Annotated in this window: 18 protein-coding genes; all 18 read left to right on the forward strand. The window is 50.8% G+C overall.

Annotated features, from left to right (window positions below; genetic code table 11):
- The first annotated feature begins 256 nt into the window (after window positions 1-256).
- Window positions 257-793: a flagellar basal body-associated FliL family protein gene (locus tag HUF18_RS19315; RefSeq protein WP_225693525.1), complete on the forward strand. Its 537-nt coding sequence runs from the start codon at window positions 257-259 to the stop codon at window positions 791-793.
- Window positions 794-805: 12 nt separating this feature from the next.
- Entirely contained in the window at window positions 806-1,774 is a 969-nt protein-coding gene (fliM, locus tag HUF18_RS19320; RefSeq protein ID WP_145465786.1) for a flagellar motor switch protein FliM, read from the forward strand.
- Window positions 1,775-1,786: 12 nt separating this feature from the next.
- Complete coding sequence (gene fliN / locus HUF18_RS19325; RefSeq protein WP_145465785.1) at window positions 1,787-2,305, forward strand: flagellar motor switch protein FliN; 519 nt, start codon at window positions 1,787-1,789, stop codon at window positions 2,303-2,305.
- Between the two features lie 10 nt (window positions 2,306-2,315).
- Window positions 2,316-2,699 carry a flagellar biosynthetic protein FliO gene (gene fliO, locus HUF18_RS19330; protein ID WP_145465784.1) on the forward strand — a complete coding sequence of 128 codons (384 nt, stop codon included), beginning with the start codon at window positions 2,316-2,318 and terminating at the stop codon, window positions 2,697-2,699.
- On the forward strand, window positions 2,696-3,466 hold the full coding sequence (gene fliP, locus HUF18_RS19335; protein ID WP_145465783.1) for a flagellar type III secretion system pore protein FliP: 771 nt from the start codon (window positions 2,696-2,698) through the stop codon (window positions 3,464-3,466). Before fliO ends, fliP begins: the two co-directional genes overlap by 4 nt.
- 8 nt (window positions 3,467-3,474) lie before the next feature.
- A complete protein-coding gene (gene fliQ, locus HUF18_RS19340) occupies window positions 3,475-3,744 on the forward strand; it encodes a flagellar biosynthesis protein FliQ (RefSeq protein ID WP_145465782.1) in 270 nt (89 codons plus the stop codon).
- Window positions 3,745-3,747: 3 nt separating this feature from the next.
- Window positions 3,748-4,527, forward strand: coding sequence for a flagellar biosynthetic protein FliR (gene fliR, locus HUF18_RS19345; RefSeq protein WP_225693526.1), 780 nt, complete (start codon window positions 3,748-3,750; stop codon window positions 4,525-4,527).
- A 1-nt stretch (window position 4,528) separates the two neighbouring features.
- Complete coding sequence (gene flhB / locus HUF18_RS19350) at window positions 4,529-5,671, forward strand: flagellar biosynthesis protein FlhB (RefSeq protein WP_145465780.1); 1,143 nt, start codon at window positions 4,529-4,531, stop codon at window positions 5,669-5,671.
- 116 nt (window positions 5,672-5,787) lie between these two features.
- Window positions 5,788-7,986 (forward strand): flagellar biosynthesis protein FlhA, encoded by a 2,199-nt coding sequence (gene flhA / locus HUF18_RS19355; RefSeq protein WP_446751465.1) that lies wholly within the window; start codon window positions 5,788-5,790, stop codon window positions 7,984-7,986.
- A 26-nt stretch (window positions 7,987-8,012) separates the two neighbouring features.
- On the forward strand, window positions 8,013-9,413 hold the full coding sequence (flhF, locus tag HUF18_RS19360; protein WP_225693527.1) for a flagellar biosynthesis protein FlhF: 1,401 nt from the start codon (window positions 8,013-8,015) through the stop codon (window positions 9,411-9,413).
- 6 nt (window positions 9,414-9,419) lie between these two features.
- The gene (locus HUF18_RS19365) at window positions 9,420-10,238 is read left to right on the forward strand and encodes a MinD/ParA family protein (RefSeq protein ID WP_145465777.1); all 819 of its coding nucleotides are present in this window, start codon (window positions 9,420-9,422) and stop codon (window positions 10,236-10,238) included.
- A gap of 3 nt (window positions 10,239-10,241) precedes the next feature.
- Window positions 10,242-10,973, forward strand: a complete 732-nt coding sequence (locus HUF18_RS19370; RefSeq protein ID WP_186435726.1) for an RNA polymerase sigma factor FliA — start codon at window positions 10,242-10,244, stop codon at window positions 10,971-10,973.
- Window positions 10,974-11,108: 135 nt separating this feature from the next.
- The gene (gene cheY / locus HUF18_RS19375) at window positions 11,109-11,483 is read left to right on the forward strand and encodes a chemotaxis response regulator CheY (protein WP_444875578.1); all 375 of its coding nucleotides are present in this window, start codon (window positions 11,109-11,111) and stop codon (window positions 11,481-11,483) included.
- A 16-nt stretch (window positions 11,484-11,499) separates the two neighbouring features.
- On the forward strand, window positions 11,500-12,276 hold the full coding sequence (locus HUF18_RS19380) for a protein phosphatase CheZ (RefSeq protein ID WP_222428422.1): 777 nt from the start codon (window positions 11,500-11,502) through the stop codon (window positions 12,274-12,276).
- 12 nt (window positions 12,277-12,288) lie between these two features.
- Window positions 12,289-14,526: a chemotaxis protein CheA gene (locus HUF18_RS19385; RefSeq protein ID WP_225693528.1), complete on the forward strand. Its 2,238-nt coding sequence runs from the start codon at window positions 12,289-12,291 to the stop codon at window positions 14,524-14,526.
- Window positions 14,527-14,557: 31 nt separating this feature from the next.
- Window positions 14,558-15,577: a protein-glutamate methylesterase/protein-glutamine glutaminase gene (locus tag HUF18_RS19390; protein ID WP_145465774.1), complete on the forward strand. Its 1,020-nt coding sequence runs from the start codon at window positions 14,558-14,560 to the stop codon at window positions 15,575-15,577.
- Window positions 15,577-16,317 carry a motility protein A gene (locus HUF18_RS19815; RefSeq protein WP_145465773.1) on the forward strand — a complete coding sequence of 247 codons (741 nt, stop codon included), beginning with the start codon at window positions 15,577-15,579 and terminating at the stop codon, window positions 16,315-16,317. The genes HUF18_RS19390 and HUF18_RS19815 overlap by 1 nt, the downstream gene beginning before the upstream one ends.
- On the forward strand, window positions 16,314-17,006 hold the full coding sequence (locus HUF18_RS19820) for an OmpA family protein (protein WP_145465772.1): 693 nt from the start codon (window positions 16,314-16,316) through the stop codon (window positions 17,004-17,006). Before HUF18_RS19815 ends, HUF18_RS19820 begins: the two co-directional genes overlap by 4 nt.
- Window positions 17,007-17,076 lie beyond the last annotated feature (70 nt).

Here is a 17,076-nt window from a genome sequence, read left to right on the forward strand (position 1 = left end):
TTTATACACACTGATAAACACGCCGCTTATTGGCCCAGAATTTTTCAGGCAATGCGCTGAGTGTGTAAACCGTTCAGCGTATTACCCGTGCTGAGCACAATCCTCTTCTATATCGCCGTAATTCCGGCACCTGCGGCAGAACCTTCTAGACTTACAGCAGCTTTCACGGGTTATTGGTCGTGATGCGATGGATTTTTGACGGAAATCTATGGCACAGCTATTGCTAAATTGACATTTACTGGGGAGATTTTCCGACATGGCAGCAGAACAAGATCTGAAACTAGATGGTGGCAATACCGCAGCAGAAGCACCTGCCGGGGGCAGTAAAAAGAAGCTGATTCTGATTATTGCCGCTGCCATCCTGTTGATTGCAGTGGCGGTTGGGGTGACGCTTTTTCTGGTCGGCGGCGATGACAGCAGTACAGATGAAAACAGTGCTGACACGGAAGAAACCGTTGCTGAAGAGCCATTGCTACCGGCTCAGTATGTGATTCTGAAACCAGAGTTTGTGGTGAGTTTTCAGGTCGGCTCACGTCAGCGCTACCTGCAGGTCAGTATTGATGTTATGACCCGTAAACCAGCAGTTGTTGATGCGCTGAATTTGCATGAACCGATGATACGTAACGATATTATCCGGGTCATCGGCGAACAGAATTTTGACCGGTTACGGACGGCGGAAGGGCGGGTCGAACTGCAGGAGTTATTGCTGCAGCAGGTTCGTCAGATCGTACAGCGGGAATCGGGTATAGAGGGCGTAGAAGCTCTTTTATTTACCAATTTTGTAATGCAGTAAGGAACACAGAGCGTGCAAGATTTACTGTCGCAAGATGAAATTGATGCGTTATTGCACGGTGTCGACGAAGGCGATATTGAGCCGGAAGATGACATTGATGCTGCAGGGGTCAAAGCCTACGACCTGACCAGCAACGATCGTATTGTGCGCGGTCGTATGCCAACGCTGGAAATGATCAACGAACGCTTTGCACGCTATACCCGCATCAGCATGTTTAACTTTTTACGCCGCAGTGCTGATGTTGCATCCGGCGGTGTTCAGATTATGAAATTTGGTGAGTACGTACACACCCTGTACGTACCAACCAGTCTTAATCTGGTAAAAATGCGGCCGTTACGTGGTACTGCATTATTTATTATGGATGCCAAGCTGGTATTTAAACTGGTTGATAACTTTTTTGGCGGTGATGGCCGTCACGCCAAAATTGAAGGACGCGAATTTACACCAACAGAAGTGCGTGTGGTGCAGCTGGTTCTGAGCCAGATGTTCAGTGACATGATCGAGGCCTGGGGGCCGGTCATGAAACTGGAATTTGAATATGTCGGCTCCGAAGTAAACCCGGCAATGGCTAATATTGTCAGCCCGAGTGAAGTGGTCGTGGTAAGTACATTTCATATTGAACTGGACGGCGGCGGCGGCGATCTGCACCTGACCATTCCTTATTCCATGATCGAGCCCATCCGCGAAGTGCTGGATGCCGGTGTGCAGAGTGATGTGGACGACGTCGATGAGCGCTGGCTGCAGTCATTACGTGAAGACATCCTGGATGCCCGTGTTCCGATACATGGCACGCTGGTAGACCGCTATATCACACTGCGCGAGGTTGCAGCACTGAAAGCCGGTGATGTTATTCCCGTGGACTTACCAGAAGAATTTATTTTGCAAGCCAATGGCGTACCGATTTTCCGCGGGAAAATGGGTATTTCAGATGAAAATTTAGCGGTCAAAATTATTGATCAGCTGAAAAGCAGACGGCGCTGACAGGAGAGTAATATGAGTGATGACAACGAAAAAGACCTGCCAGAAGAAGAGTCTTCTGAACTTGATGCTGATGCTCTGGCGAATGAAGTCGCGGCCGGTGTTTCCGATGCGGGTGATGATGAAGAAGCACTCGCGGATGAATGGGCGGCAGCGATGGAAGAGGCTGGTGAACTGGATGGGGATGACGGCGCTGATGCCGCTTCCGATATTCGCCAGGTTGAGCTGGATGAACTGCACGATGACAGCAAACCCGGCGATAACAACGGCATTGGCCCTGAACTGGATGTCATTCTGGATATTCCGGTCCGTATTTCAATGGAAGTTGGCGCAACACAGATTCCGATCCGTAATTTATTGCAGCTGAATCAGGGCTCAGTGGTAGAGCTTGACCGTCTGGCGGGGGAACCTCTGGATGTTATGGTCAACGGCACATTGATCGCTCACGGTGAAGTGGTAATGGTGAACGATAAGTTTGGTATTCGTCTGACCGATGTGGTGAGCCAAAGTGAACGTATTCAGCGCCTGCGTTAAAGCGGGCTTAATGACCCCGGTATTTCTTAGTACAGCGCTTGCGGTTGCTGAACCGGCTTTGCCGGCAGCTCCCGATCCGTTATCGTCAGTTGGTAAGGTCGTCATTTTTTTGCTGCTTATTGTGGGCTTGATTCTGCTTTTGGCCTGGTTGGTCAATAAGACTCAGGGGCAGCGGCTTGGGGGAGGCAATGCAAAACTGAAAATGGTTGCCGTTCTGCCGTTGGGAATGAAAGAAAAGATTGCGGTTGTTCAGGTCGGTAATAAGCAACTGTTGGTGGGGATTACACCGCAACAAATAACTACCCTGGCGGAACTGGATGAGCCATTGACGCTGGATGAGGGCGCTGGCTCTGTCAGTTTTCAGGATCTGCTGAAAAAAGCGATACGCTCATGAAAATAACAGCACTGATCAGAATCCTGTTGGGCAGCAGCCTGCTGATGTTTCCGTTGCTGAGTATGGCGGCTGATCCGCAACCCTCTTATCTGGGCATTCCGGCGGTTGTATATAAATCGACGGATAGTGGTGGCGAATATACGGTCACCATTCAGATTCTGGCGATTATGACCATGCTGTCGGTGTTGCCGTCTCTGCTGATTATGATGACGTCATTCACCCGTATTATCGTCGTAATGGCTATTCTCCGGCAGGCCATTGGTTTGCAGCAAACACCGTCAAATCAGGTGTTGTTAGGGCTGTCTTTGTTTCTGACTATTTTTATTATGATGCCTATCTTCCGGACGATTAATGCGGAAGCCGTACAGCCCTATCTGGCCGAAACGATTACACCACTGGAAGCTGCAGAGCGGGCAATTAAACCATTGCATGAATTTATGCTGATGCAAACCCGGGAAAATGATCTGCAGATGTTTATACGAATCAGTGGTCGCGATGATATTGCCAGTCCGGAAGAAACACCGATCCATATTTTAATTCCTGCATTTATTACCAGTGAGCTGAAAACGGCTTTCCAGATCGGTTTTCTGATATTTATACCCTTTCTTATTATCGATCTGGTGGTGGCCAGTATTTTGATGGCGATGGGTATGATGATGCTGTCACCCATTATTATCTCTCTGCCATTTAAGATAATGTTGTTTGTACTCATTGATGGCTGGGTCCTGATTATGGGCACCATGGCCAACAGTTTCGGAACGGTTTAGGAGGCGCTATGACACCATCAGAGATTGGGGATTTGTTTACCCATGCGCTTTATCTGGTTTTGGCGATTGTTGTTGCAATCATTGTTCCGAGTCTGATTGTTGGTCTGATCGTCAGTACCTTTCAGGCCGCAACCCAGATTAACGAACAAACCCTGAGCTTCCTGCCGCGCCTGGTGGTTACGCTGTTAGCTATTATTGCTTTTGGTCCCTGGGCGGTGAATGCTGTACTGGATTTCACCAAAGAAATTTACACCAATATTCCCTTTATTATCGGATAACCTGTGCTTGAACTGGATGCGCTGGATGTCAGTCACTGGATAAGCCGCTATGTTTATCCGTTCGCGCGGATTTCCGGACTGTTAATGGTTATGCCGCTGATTGGTACGCGTATGGTATCGCAGCGCGTACGTCTGATTCTGGCGATTACCATCACGCTGGTGGTTGTTCCTGTACTGCCTCCTTTTATCAAAGTCGATGCGCTGTCACTCGCTTCGCTGATTATTATTCTGCAGCAGCTGCTGATCGGGATTCTTCTCGGTTTTGTCGTCGAATTACTGACGCAGGTTTTTGTTATCGCCGGACAACTGATTGCGATGCAGACCGGTCTGGGGATTGCGACGACGGTCGATCCGTCGCAGGGTGCCTCGGTGGTTGTTATCAGCCAATGGCTGTTATTTATGATCAGTCTGGTGTTTCTGTCACTGAACGGGCATCTGGTGCTTATCGAAATCCTGATCGACAGTTTTTATACCATGCCGATAGGCTTTGATGGTTGGACGCAGAAAGAACTGGGTTTGGTGGTAACCTGGAGCGGTTGGATGTTTGCGGCGGCGCTGGTCATTGCTTTGCCGGCAATGACGGCCCTGCTGATTGTTAACCTGGCATTTGGCGTTATGACCCGTGCAGCACCACAGCTGAATATTTTTGCATTGGGTTTTCCGGTCACCATGATTGTTGGTTTATTTATTTTATGGCTCAGCATGGGAGAGATGGCACAGAGTTTTCAAGGCTATATGGACACGCTGTTTGAATTCATCAAAAAATTGACGGAGATGTCCTGATATGGCGGAAGATTCCGGTCAGGAAAAAAGTGAAGAGCCCACGGCGCGAAGGTTAGACAAAGCCCGTGAGGAAGGTCAGGCTCCCCGTTCGAAAGAGCTGAATACCACCATGGTGTTGTTATTGGGCGCTCTGGGTTTGTTGGCTTTTGGCCCCTGGATGGCCGAGCATATTAACCATATTGCCCGCTTCAGTTTTTCTCTCGAACGTGAAGCAGCCTTTGACCAGAGCATTATGTACGCCCATCTTGGCGCGTCATTATGGCAGGCGACACTGGCGCTGACCCCCTGGCTGATACTGGTTCTTCTGGCGGCCTTATTTGGACCGCTCGGTGTTGGCGGCTGGATTTTTTCCACTAAAGCACTGGCCCCCAAACTTGATCGCCTTAACCCGTTAAGTGGTCTTAAGCGCATGTTCTCTATGAATTCATTGGTCGAGCTGGTGAAATCCTGGGCCAAAGTTCTGGTGGTCGGGCTTATGGCCTGGCTGGTGCTGTCGGCCTATTTTGAAGATGCAATGCTGTTGCAGCATAAAGAAGCTGAGCCGGCGGTGAGTGGCGCCGTTCATATTATTATCTGGAGTGTTATTTTTCTTTGCCTCTCTACCGTGGTTATTGCCATCGCCGACGTTCCCTGGCAGATATACAGTCATACCAAAAAACTGCGTATGACAATGCAGGAAATTAAAGACGAATATAAAGAGAGCGAAGGTCGTCCCGAAGTTAAAGGGCGTATCAGACAGTTGCAACGGGAAGCATCGCAGCGCCGTATGATGGCGGACGTACCGACAGCTGATGTGGTTATTACCAACCCGACACATTTCGCTGTCGCTTTAAAATACGAATCAGACATGATGCGTGCCCCGACCTTAGTAGCTAAAGGTTCTGATCAGGTGGCGATGAAAATCCGTGAAATCGCCAAAGAAAATAACGTGCCGCAGATGCAGGCACCGCCACTGGCACGGGCGCTCTATACCCACGGTAAAATCGGTGAAGAAATTCCCGAAGGTCTGTATGTAGCAGTAGCTCAGGTGCTGGCGTACATTTATCAGATGGATCTGTATATCAAAGGGCGTGGGCCCAGACCCGAACGTAAACCGGATATGCCGATTCCGCGCGACCTCAGGGTTGACCCTGAGCCACAATAATTCCTTTAAAAGCCGGCAATGCCGGTTTTTTTTATCGCTATTTTCCTGCCTTTGGAAAAATGGGAAAGGTTTTTGCAATACCCTCTGCCAGTGATGTTTTTCTGACGGACGTGGACATGGCAGTAGCCTCAAAAAATCAGGTAATGGGTCAGCTTAAAGGCGGTATGTCGCTGCTGGCTCAGGGGAATTTAAGTATTCCCGTGATGCTGCTGGTACTGCTGGGCATGATGACGCTGCCGCTGCCTCCGTTCCTGCTGGATACCTTTTTTACATTCAATATTGCTTTATCCATCGTTGTGCTGCTGGTGAGTGTCTACGCCCGCCGGCCGCTGGATTTTGCTATTTTCCCGACCATTCTGCTGGTTGCGACATTACTGCGTCTTGCGCTGAACGTTGCGTCGACGCGGGTGGTCTTGCTGTACGGTCATGAAGGTGGCGATTCTGCGGGTAAGGTGATCGAGGCTTTTGGTGAAGTGCTGATTGGCGGTAACTATGCCGTGGGTCTGGTGGTTTTTATGATTCTGATGATCATCAACTTTGTGGTGGTCACCAAAGGTGCTGGCCGGGTATCGGAAGTCAGCGCCCGCTTTACCCTGGATGCGATGCCCGGTAAACAGATGGCGATTGATGCTGATCTGAATGCCGGTCTGATCGATGCGGATCAGGCGAAGATCCGTCGTGCGGATGTTGCTGCAGAAGCAGACTTTTATGGTTCGATGGATGGTGCCAGCAAATTCGTAAAAGGTGATGCGGTCGCCGGTATCCTGATTCTGATCATTAACGTTGTCGGTGGTTTTGGCATCGGTATGGCTCAGCATGGCCTGAGCTTCAGTGACGCTGTGTCCGCTTATACTCTGCTGGCGATAGGTGACGGCCTGGTTGCTCAGATTCCGTCGCTGCTGCTGTCAACGGCAACCGCCATTATGGTAACCCGTAATGGTGGTGACGAAGATATGGGGCAGCAGATCTTCGGCCAGATGTTCGCGTCTTCGCGCGCTCTGGCGGTTGCTGCCGGACTGATGTTTATGATGGGTATCGTGCCTGGTATGCCGCATGGCGTATTTCTTGGCGCCGCCCTGATTGCCGCCAGCGTTGCTTACTTTATTCACTGGCGCAAAGACGGCGGTAAGTTCGGAGATGCGATTGCCCAGCGTATCGGCGCTCAGCCGAAGGCGGCAGAAGCGCTGCCGGCGGGCAGTGGTAATGCATTGGCAGCGCCAAAAGAAAAAGCCGAAGCCGCAATCAAGCAAATGGAAGTCAAAGAACTTGGCTGGGATGACGTCGAGCCGGTTGACCGTGTCGGTCTGGAAGTAGGGTATCGTCTCATTCCGCTGGTTGATAAAAATCAGGGCGGCCAGCTGCTGAACCGGATTAAAGGCGTTCGCCGCAAACTGTCGCAGGAAATGGGCTTCCTGATGCCTTCTGTACATATCCGTGACAACCTCGATCTGCTGCCCAATCAATACCGTATCACTCTGATGGGCGTCACTCTGGCGGAAGCCGAAATCTATCCGGAGCGTGAAATGGCGATTAATCCGGGCCAGGTGTTTGGCAAAATAGACGGTCTGGCCGCCAAAGATCCGGCCTTTGGGCTGGATGCTTTCTGGATTGATGCAACCCAGAAAGACCGGGCGCAGACCCTTGGTTACACCGTTGTGGATGCCAGCACAGTAGTTGCGACCCACCTGAATCAGAAATTACAGCGCCATGCGCATGAGTTGCTGGGTCATGAAGATGTTCAGCAGCTGGTTGATATGCTGGCCAAAGCATCACCGAAACTGGCCGAAGAGCTGGTACCTAATACTTTAAGTATCAGTCAGTTACTGGCGGTTCTGCAGAATCTTTTGCGTGAACATGTACCTATCCGCGATATGCGCTCTATTGCCGAGTCTTTGGCGAATAGTGGCAGTCAGAGTCAAGATACCGCCGCTATGACCGCTGCTGCACGCCTTGCCCTTAGCCGGATGATTGTCCAGAACATCTTTGGTAATGCGGATGAGCTGGTGGTTATGACGCTGGATCCGGGGCTGGAACAGTTGTTGCTTAAAACCCTTCAGCAAAGCGGACAACAGGCCGGACAATATGGTCTGGTGCTGGAACCGGGAATGGCCGATACCCTGCAACGCTCTTTGGCCGAAGCAGTGCAGGCGCAGGAAATGGCAGGCAATCCGGCGGTGCTGCTGGTAACCAGCCAGCTGCGTGCGGCGATGGCTCAGTTTGTACGCAACAGCATCGAGCAACTGCAGGTGCTGGCGTATCAGGAAGTTCCGGACAACAAGAGTATTACCATTGTCGCCAGTATTGGCGGCAAATAGGCCCTTACGAATCATGAGTGCTGACTATGAAAGTTAAACGCTTCACCGCAGCCAATATGCAGCTGGCACTGCGTCTGGTCTCCCAGGAACTGGGAGCGGATGCGGTCATTCTGTCGAGCAAGAAAGTAGCGGACGGATTTGAAGTGGTCGCCGCTCTGGACTATCAGCCGGGCCATGAGCAGGAACGGGCGGAAATCGAACGCCAGCTGCGCCTGCAGCAGGAACTGGAAGAGGCGAAAGCGGCATCCCGTGAACCACAGCCGGCGCTGAAAAAACGTGATGAGCGTTATGAAGAGCGTATGGCGTTTGCCGGAAAGAGTGATCTTTCCAGCACAGAATCGCTGTCGGCGGTATTGAGTGGCCTGAAAAATGATGATTTCAGTCGCGCCGCCCCGGCAGGTTCGGGCAAAACTGGCCCGGATAACGGCCGCGACGCCACTGAAGACAGCATGTTGCGTCGCCGCGCGGATCAGGAAGGCGAGTGGTACAACAGCGTTATTCAGCAAATGAGCGGAGAATTACGTGAGCTGAAAGACTGGATGGTCAGCCATCAGGGCAGTGCCTGGGATACTCACCGGCCACTGACCTGGCAGCAGTCGCAATTGTGGCAGCGCTGTCAGGATGTCGGGCTGGAGGCGGCCTGGGCGGATCGTGTAGCCAGTCGTATCGATGGCGATGTACCGCTCGAAGACGCCTGGAAAAAAGCATTGAAGCTGATTGCTTCAGACTTGCCGGTAGCCCCGAATGGATTGCTTGATCGTGGTGGCATTTATGCACTGGTTGGCCCGACAGGGGCGGGAAAAACGACCACCATCGGCAAGCTGGCTGCACAGTTTGTGATCCGCCACGGAGCGGAATCGGTGGCTTTGATCACCCTCGATAATTACCGCGTAGCGGCGCATGATCAGCTGCGGACCTTTGCCCGCATATTAGGGGTAACCCTGCATGTTGTGCCGGTGAATGGTGATCTGAACAAGGCACTTGATGGTGTACGTGACAAAAAACTGGTGTTGGTTGATAGCGCCGGGCTGGCAAGTCAGGATCCACATTTTGCTGCGCAATTGTCTATGCTTAAACAGGCCGGAGCGCGTCTGAAAAAGCTGCTGGTATTACCTCTGACCAGTCAGGGACGTTGCCTGCAGGAAAACTATGAACATTTTAAAGCGGCAGGTTTGGCGGGTTGTGTGTTTACCAAGCTGGATGAGTGTTTCAGCCTTGGGCCTGCCATGAGTGTCTCGGCGCTGACCCAGCTGCCGGTCACCCTGGTGACTGATGGACCGCACATCCCCGATGATGTGCATTATCCGGATGCTGAAAAACTGGTGAAACTGGCGGAGCAGATGGCGCGCATGGCGCGTACCCGCTGGCAGGCCGCCGAAGCCATGAGCTTCGCCACTCAGCATTCCAGTATTCAACACGGAGTATAACGACTAATGGCAAGGCATCCTGTGCAGGTCATCGCGGTCACCGGCGGTAAAGGTGGTGTCGGCAAGAGCAATGTCTCGGTCAATCTGGCTATCGCCCTGGCCGAGATGGGGCGCAGAGTCGTGGTTCTTGACGCGGATCTGGGGTTGGCAAATATCGATATTCTGCTGGGTATCAGCTCTAATAAAACCATTGAAAATGTTCTGGCGGGTGAATGTGATCTGCGTGACGTAATGGTTAAAGGGCCGGGAGGTATCCGCGTAGTGCCGGCATCTTCTGGTACGCAAAAATTATCGCAGCTGAACGCACTTGAACATGCCGGCCTGATTCAGGCCTTCAGTGATATCGGTGATGATATCGATGTGCTGATTATTGATACTGCGGCCGGAATTTCCGACAGTGTGATGAGTTTTGTCCGTGCCGCGCAGGAAGTGCTGATGGTGGTCACTGATGAACCAACCTCAATCACCGACGCCTATGCGCAGATCAAACTTCTGAATCGTGACTATGGGCTGTTCCGTTTCCGCATTGTTGCCAACATGGTCCGCACACCACAGGAAGGAAACGCTTTATTTGCCAAACTTACCAAAGTGACAGATCGTTTCCTGGAAGTGGCTATGCAGTATGTTGGCGCTATACCTCAGGACGATGCGCTTAAGCGTGCCGTGCAGCGCCAGAAAGCGGTGATCGATGCCTACCCGCGCTCCAAAGCGGCGACAGCATTCCGTGCACTGGCTAAAAAAGTGGATTCATGGCCACTGCCTTCAACACCCCGGGGGCATCTGGAGTTTTTTGTAGATCGGTTGGTTCAGGAAGCCGGGGCATAACGAGTGTCAGTAGGAAGTTGTCTGGTGTATTCCGACGTACAAAAACACGATTATGAACAGCTGGTACGTGATCATGCGACGCTGGTAAAGCGCATTGCACACCACCTTATTGGCCGTCTGCCTGACAGTGTGCAGCTTGACGATCTCATTCAGGCCGGCATGATTGGTCTGCTGGAAGCGGCACGCAAATACGATGGCGGTAAAGGTGCCAGCTTCGAAACCTACGCCGGTATCCGCATTCGTGGCGCGATGCTGGACGAGATCCGTAAAGGTGACTGGGCACCACGCTCGGTACACCGTAATTCCCGTCGTATCAGTGATGCCATTAAACAGATTGAAAGTGAAAAGGGCCGTGATGCTGAAGACAGCGAAGTCGCCGGTTTTCTGGGCATCAGTCAGGATGAATACCATGCCATCCTGAAAGACAGCGCCGGCTGCCGGCTGTTCAGTTTTGAAGAGGTTGTTGAAAAGAGCGAGTCAGGCTTCGACGTCTTTGAAGAAGAGTCCCCCAATCCGCTGGACGGTATTGAACGTGAATCCTTTCAGCGTCAACTCGCCGACGCTATCCGTCATTTACCCGAAAGGGAACAGCTGGTACTCGCCCTGTACTACGACGAGGAACTGAACCTGAAAGAAATTGGCGCCGTATTGGGTGTCAGCGAATCAAGGGTCAGTCAGCTGCACAGTCAGGCAGCTCATCGTCTGCGTGCCCGCCTTGGCGGCTGGTTGTCCTAACTCCTTCCTGTTATTGAAAAAAATCTTTTCTGAGCGCTTTGTTTCTGGATAAAGCGATAACTGTGTCTACACTAAACCTTAGGAACGACTTGGAATATAGAGAGTCGATTACTGGAGGTCGTTTTGGACAAAAACATGAAAATTCTGATCGTTGATGATTTCTCAACGATGAGACGAATCGTCAAAAATCTGTTGCGTGATCTGGGGTTTACCAATACTCAGGAAGCAGACGACGGCACAACAGCACTTCCCATGTTGCAGAATGGTGATTTCGACTTCTTAGTGACGGACTGGAACATGCCTGGCATGACAGGTCTCGACTTACTGAAGAAAGTGAGAGCCGATGATCGCCTGAAAAGTCTGCCGGTACTGATGGTGACAGCGGAAGCCAAGCGCGACCAGATTGTTGCCGCTGCTCAGGCAGGGGTTAACGGCTATGTCGTGAAACCTTTTACTGCTGCGGTACTGAAAGAAAAGATCGATAAGATCTTTGAACGTGTCGAAGGTTAACCAGGAAGACAACTTGATGGCCGGGATCAATCTGGATACCGATAACAGCGCTGTCGGCACTGAAATCAAAAACCTAGCAGAAAGCATGCTCAAGCAGCTGGAGCTTGGCGATCTCAGTAAGGCGGTAGCGTTGGTTAATAATCTCAATGAGGTTAGAGACCGCACGTTGTACAACGAAATCGGCAGACTGACCCGTGCCCTGCATGAAGCTATTAAAAATATGCGGGTTGATTCTGTCGGTGCAGCATCGGAAATTGACCATGCAACGGATAAGCTGGCCTATGTTCTGGAAATGACGGATAAATCGGCCAACCGCACCATGGATCTGGTTGATGCCGGTATGCCGCTGGCAACCGACATTCATGACCGGGCCAAAGCGTTATCTGTTGAGTGGCAGCGGTTTTTAAATAAAGAATTAAAGCCGGATGAATTCCGGGCTTTAACCAAAGACATTAATCAGTTTCTGATTGACAGTGCGAGTCAGTCCCAGCGCTTGCAGGGACAGTTATCCGATATCGTACTGGCTCAGGATTTTCAGGATTTAACCGGTCAGGTCATTCACAAAGTGGCTGCGCTGGTAACAGACGTAGAAAGCCGGCTGGTACAGCTTGTTGCCATGGCCGGCAACGTGGATTCGATTACCGGAATTGTTCATGCCGATATGGAATCGGCAGAGAAGCCGACGGAAGGCGCCAATATCGCTGCGGAGGGACCGCAGATTAATAAGTCCAGTGAAGACGTAGTTGCCAGCCAGGATGATGTTGATGACTTACTGTCCAGTCTTGGTTTTTAAAGGAGCTAACGGATGAGTTTCGATGCTGATGAAGAGATTCTCCAGGATTTTTTGGTTGAAGCCGGAGAAATTCTTGAGCTGCTCTCTGAACAACTGGTCGATCTTGAACAACGCCCACATGATAAAGACCTGCTGAATGCTATCTTTCGCGGTTTTCATACCGTTAAAGGTGGGGCTGGATTTCTGCAACTTAATCCTCTGGTGAACTGCTGCCATGCAGCGGAAAACGTCTTCGATACGCTGCGCAACGGCCATCGTACTGTCAATTCAGATCTTATGGATGTGGTACTCCAGGCGTTAGACAGCGTTAACGAAATGTTTGAAAGCGTTCGCTCCGGTGCTGCGCCTGAAGAAGCAGACCCGGAACTCATTGAGCGGCTGCATAAACTGGCATTACCTGAATCAGAAGATGAAGTTCAGAGCAGCGATCCGGAACCTGCTGCTACTGACTCTGTCGCAGAGGAACCTGTCAGCGAGTCCGGTCCTTCAGAAACAGCGCCGGCAGAAGACAGTGGTGATATTACAGACGATGAATTCGAGCAACTGCTGGATGCTCTGGACGAAGAAAAAGCGAATGCAGCTGCGGCAGAAACAGCAGATGACGATTTCTTTGATATAGGCTCCGACAGCACAGATAACAATAGTGACGAAATTACCGAAGATGAATTTGAGGCACTGCTTGATCAGATTCATGGTAAAGGTAAGCATGCTGGTGCACAGACATCGGGAACTGCAGAGCCAGAAAAAACAGAGGCTGAGCCTGTCGCTGCGTCTGCTAATGTCGCAGGTGGGGATGATCTGATCAGTGATTCGGAGTTTGAAGAATTACTTGATCGTTTGCATGGTAAAGGCAAGCATTCAAATGCCCCGGGCGCCGAGTCAGCACCTGCAGCCTCGGCGGAAAAACCAGAAGCTGAAAAACCTCCGGTCACGCCCGCTGCAGATACCAAGCCAGCTGCAAAAGCAGAAGCTAAGCCTGCGCCAAAAACAGAAGCAAAACCGGCTGCTGCGAAGGCTCCGGCAGCGGTTGAAGAAAGCAAACGTCAGGATAAAGATGCTGCCGCATCAGAAGCAACGGTACGTGTGGATACCAAACGTCTTGACGACATCATGAATATGGTTGGCGAGTTGGTGCTGGTTCGTAACCGTCTGGTTCGTTTGGGACTGAAAAGTACCGATGAGTCGATGGCTAAGGCGGTCGCTAATCTGGATGTGGTAACCGGTGATTTACAGGCATCCGTCATGAAAACCCGGATGCAGCCAATCAAGAAAGTATTTGGCCGTTTTCCCCGGGTTGTCCGCGATCTTGCCCGCCAACTGAAAAAAGAAATTAATCTGGAATTACGCGGCGAAGAAACGGATCTGGATAAAAACCTGGTCGAAGCTCTGGCCGATCCATTGGTTCACCTTGTGCGAAATGCAGTGGATCATGGTGTGGAAATGCCGGACGTGCGTGAAAAAAATGGTAAACCACGGGTCGGTACTGTTGTTCTTTCTGCAGAGCAGGAAGGGGACCATATTCTGCTGATTATTCAGGACGATGGCGGCGGTATGGATGCCGATGTTCTGCGCCGGAAAGCGGTAGAAAAAGGCGTTATGGATCAGGATGCCGCTGATCGTCTGACCGAAAACGAATGCTTTAACCTGATTTTTGCGCCGGGTTTTTCCACCAAAGAGCAGATATCTGATGTATCCGGCCGTGGTGTCGGTATGGATGTTGTTAAAACAAAAATTTCTCAGCTGAATGGCACTATTAATATTGATTCCCGTCCCGGTGTAGGTACAGGAATCCGGATTAAAGTACCACTGACTCTGGCTATTATGCCGACGTTAATGGTCATGCTGAAAAATCAGGCTTTTGCTTTCCCACTGGTTAGCGTCAACGAAATTTTCCACCTCGATCTGACTAAGACAAATATTGTTGATGGTCAGGAAGTGGTGGTTGTACGCGAAAAACCAATACCGTTATTTCATCTGAAACGCTGGCTTATTAAAGGTGAAGCCTATGCCAAAGCCGATGAAACAGCGCATGTTGTTGTGGTTTCGGTGGGTACGAAACGTGTCGGTTTTGTAGTTGACCAGCTGATTGGCCAGGAAGAGGTTGTTATTAAACCTTTGGGTAAAATGTTGCACGGTACGGCAGGTATGGCGGGAGCAACGATTACAGGTGACGGTCGGATTGCACTTATTCTGGATATACCGAGTATGCTTACCCGCTATGCATCCTCCCGGCATTCCAGTGCAGCATAAAGTCTACAACGACTAAGGAAGAGTTGATTTCATGAGTATCCGTGTTCTGGTCGTCGATGATTCCGGATTTTTTCGCCGCCGTGTAACTGACATCATTAATGCAGACGGCCGTATGGAAGTTGTCGGGGTCGCATCTAATGGCCTTGAAGCCATTGAGATGAATGAATCTCTGAAGCCTGATGTTATTACCATGGATTATGAAATGCCGGTCATGGATGGCATTACCGCGGTGCGTAATATCATGCAGCGGCGTCCGGTACCTGTTTTGATGTTTTCTTCACTTACGTTCGAAGGCGCACGGGTTACGCTGGATGCTCTGGATGCTGGTGCATTAGATTTTTTGCCCAAGAATTTTGATCAGATTGCTAAAGATGCAGTTCAGATTAAGCGGGCACTGACCGATAAAATTGCTGCCGTTGCACGTAGCCAGACTAAAGTGACAACGGTTCAGGCTGTCCGGCCTGCGGTGCGTGGGCGTCTGACTCAGACGGAGCTGGTTGTTATCGGCACATCAACCGGCGGGCCTGCAGCTCTGCAGACATTGTTTAAAAATATCCCCGGCAGTTTCAAAACACCGATTATTATTGTGCAGCATATGCCGGGATCTTTTACCAAAGCTTTCGCTGAGCGTTTGAATTCTCTCAGTCCCCTGATTGTTAAAGAAGCGGCTGATGGCGATAAAATTGAAGCAGGTCATGTTTATGTTGCTCCTGGTGGTATGCAGCTGATGGTGGATCGGCGTGCCGGCGGTGTTATTCATATCCGGGAAAGCGACGAAAGGGTCAACTACCGCCCGAGCGTTGACATTGCGTTTGCTTCAGCGGCTAAACATTACGGTAATAAAACACTGGCGATTGTCCTTACCGGAATGGGAGCTGACGGTCGTGAAGGTGCCCGCCTGCTGAAGCAAGGTGGGGCAACTGTCTGGGCCCAGGATGAGGAAAGCTGCGTTATTTTTGGCATGCCGCTGGCCGTTATCAAGGAAGGGTTGAGTGACGATATATTACCCCTTAAAGATATCGGACCGAGGCTGGTTGAAGAGGTCGGCTAGTGGATCGCTGGGCGTTAGTCACTGTTTTACTGGCAGTTATTGCAGTATTAACCGGCTTTTCCCTTGAAGGAGGAAACCTCACAGCGTTGTGGAATCCTCCGGCAGCTCTGATTGTTTTTGGTGGCGGTATACTGGCCACTCTTGCCCAACTACCCGTAAGCCAATACCGCCCTTTGGGTGAATTGCTGTTTTGGCTGATTGCTCCGCCTCAATACTCCTTTGATGTACTCATCAGTAAGTTAACGGTCAGCGGCAATGCTCTGCGCCGTGATGGCCCTTTGGCTCTGGAAAAAGTAGCAGGGTCAGAAACCGACCCTGTTTTCCGTAAAGCGTTGCTATTACTGGCTGACGGTAATGATGTTGAAGCCATGCAGTCTGCACTGCATCTGGAGCTGAAAAGCCGGGAAGAACGTGATCAGGACTTATTGTCTGTACTGGATAATTTTGCCGGTTATTTACCCACTCTGGGAATTGTCGGGGCAGTGCTTGGTTTGATGCAGGTTTTGTCGAGTATCAAACAGCCGGAGGCTCTTGCCGCAGGAATCGCCACCGCTTTTGTGGCAACGTTTTATGGCGTTGCCAGTGCGAATCTTATTGTTATTCCCCTGAGCAGCACGTTGCGTCAGCGTCTGGCTATCCGCAGCCGGTATTATGAAGCATTGATGTTAGGTGTTGTGGCATTAAGAAATGGGGTTAACCCGATGGCGCTGCGTTATCGCATGCAGGGAATTGTGTTGTGAGACGGCATGGTCCTGATCCGCATCGCTGGCTGGTTTCTTATGCCGACTATATGACGCTGCTGTGCGTCTTTTTTATCATGTTGTATGCGGTGCAACTGATTGATGATGAGCAGGGCTCAGCAATCCGCAGCGAGCTTGAAGGTGTCTTTTCTACGGTACTTCCCCCCGAGCCCGTCACTCCGCCAACGCTTTCCACGCCCCTGGAAAAGGGCAATGGATTATTACCTTTATTGGCGGATATCCGTCAGGTTGCTCAATTTATTCCGGAATCGGACGATATAAGAATAGAAGGGGACAAAGACTGGATTACCGTATCGTTGAATGCCGATCTTTTATTTGCCCGTGGTGAAACACGTATCCGTGACGAAGCTTTGCCGCTGATGCAGGCTATTGCCGCTGAACTGAAGGATTTTCCGTTTCCAATCAATGTTCAGGGGCATTCGGACGATACACCGGCAAAAGGCATTACCAACTGGGAAATTTCAGCGTTACGGGCAGCATCGGTGGTACAGAATCTGGTGTTGTATGGCGTAGCACCGCAGCGTATGGCCGCTATGGGGCTTTCGTACTACCACCCGTTGAATACTGAAAATACCGAAGAAGCACGGGCAGAGAATCGTCGTGTTGTGATTTTTATGACGCAAACGAGCGAAGCTGCACCCTGGTCCCGTCCTGCTGCAAAGAATTGACATACTTTTTGCTTAATCAATGTTTTACAGCAAAAAGTACTTTTAGTGACCCCTGCGGGTCATGTGCTCA

The sequence above is a fragment of the Thalassolituus sp. ST750PaO-4 genome (assembly GCF_020320405.1).
GTDB classification, from domain to species: Bacteria; Pseudomonadota; Gammaproteobacteria; order Pseudomonadales; family Oceanobacteraceae; genus Venatoribacter; species Venatoribacter alkanivorans.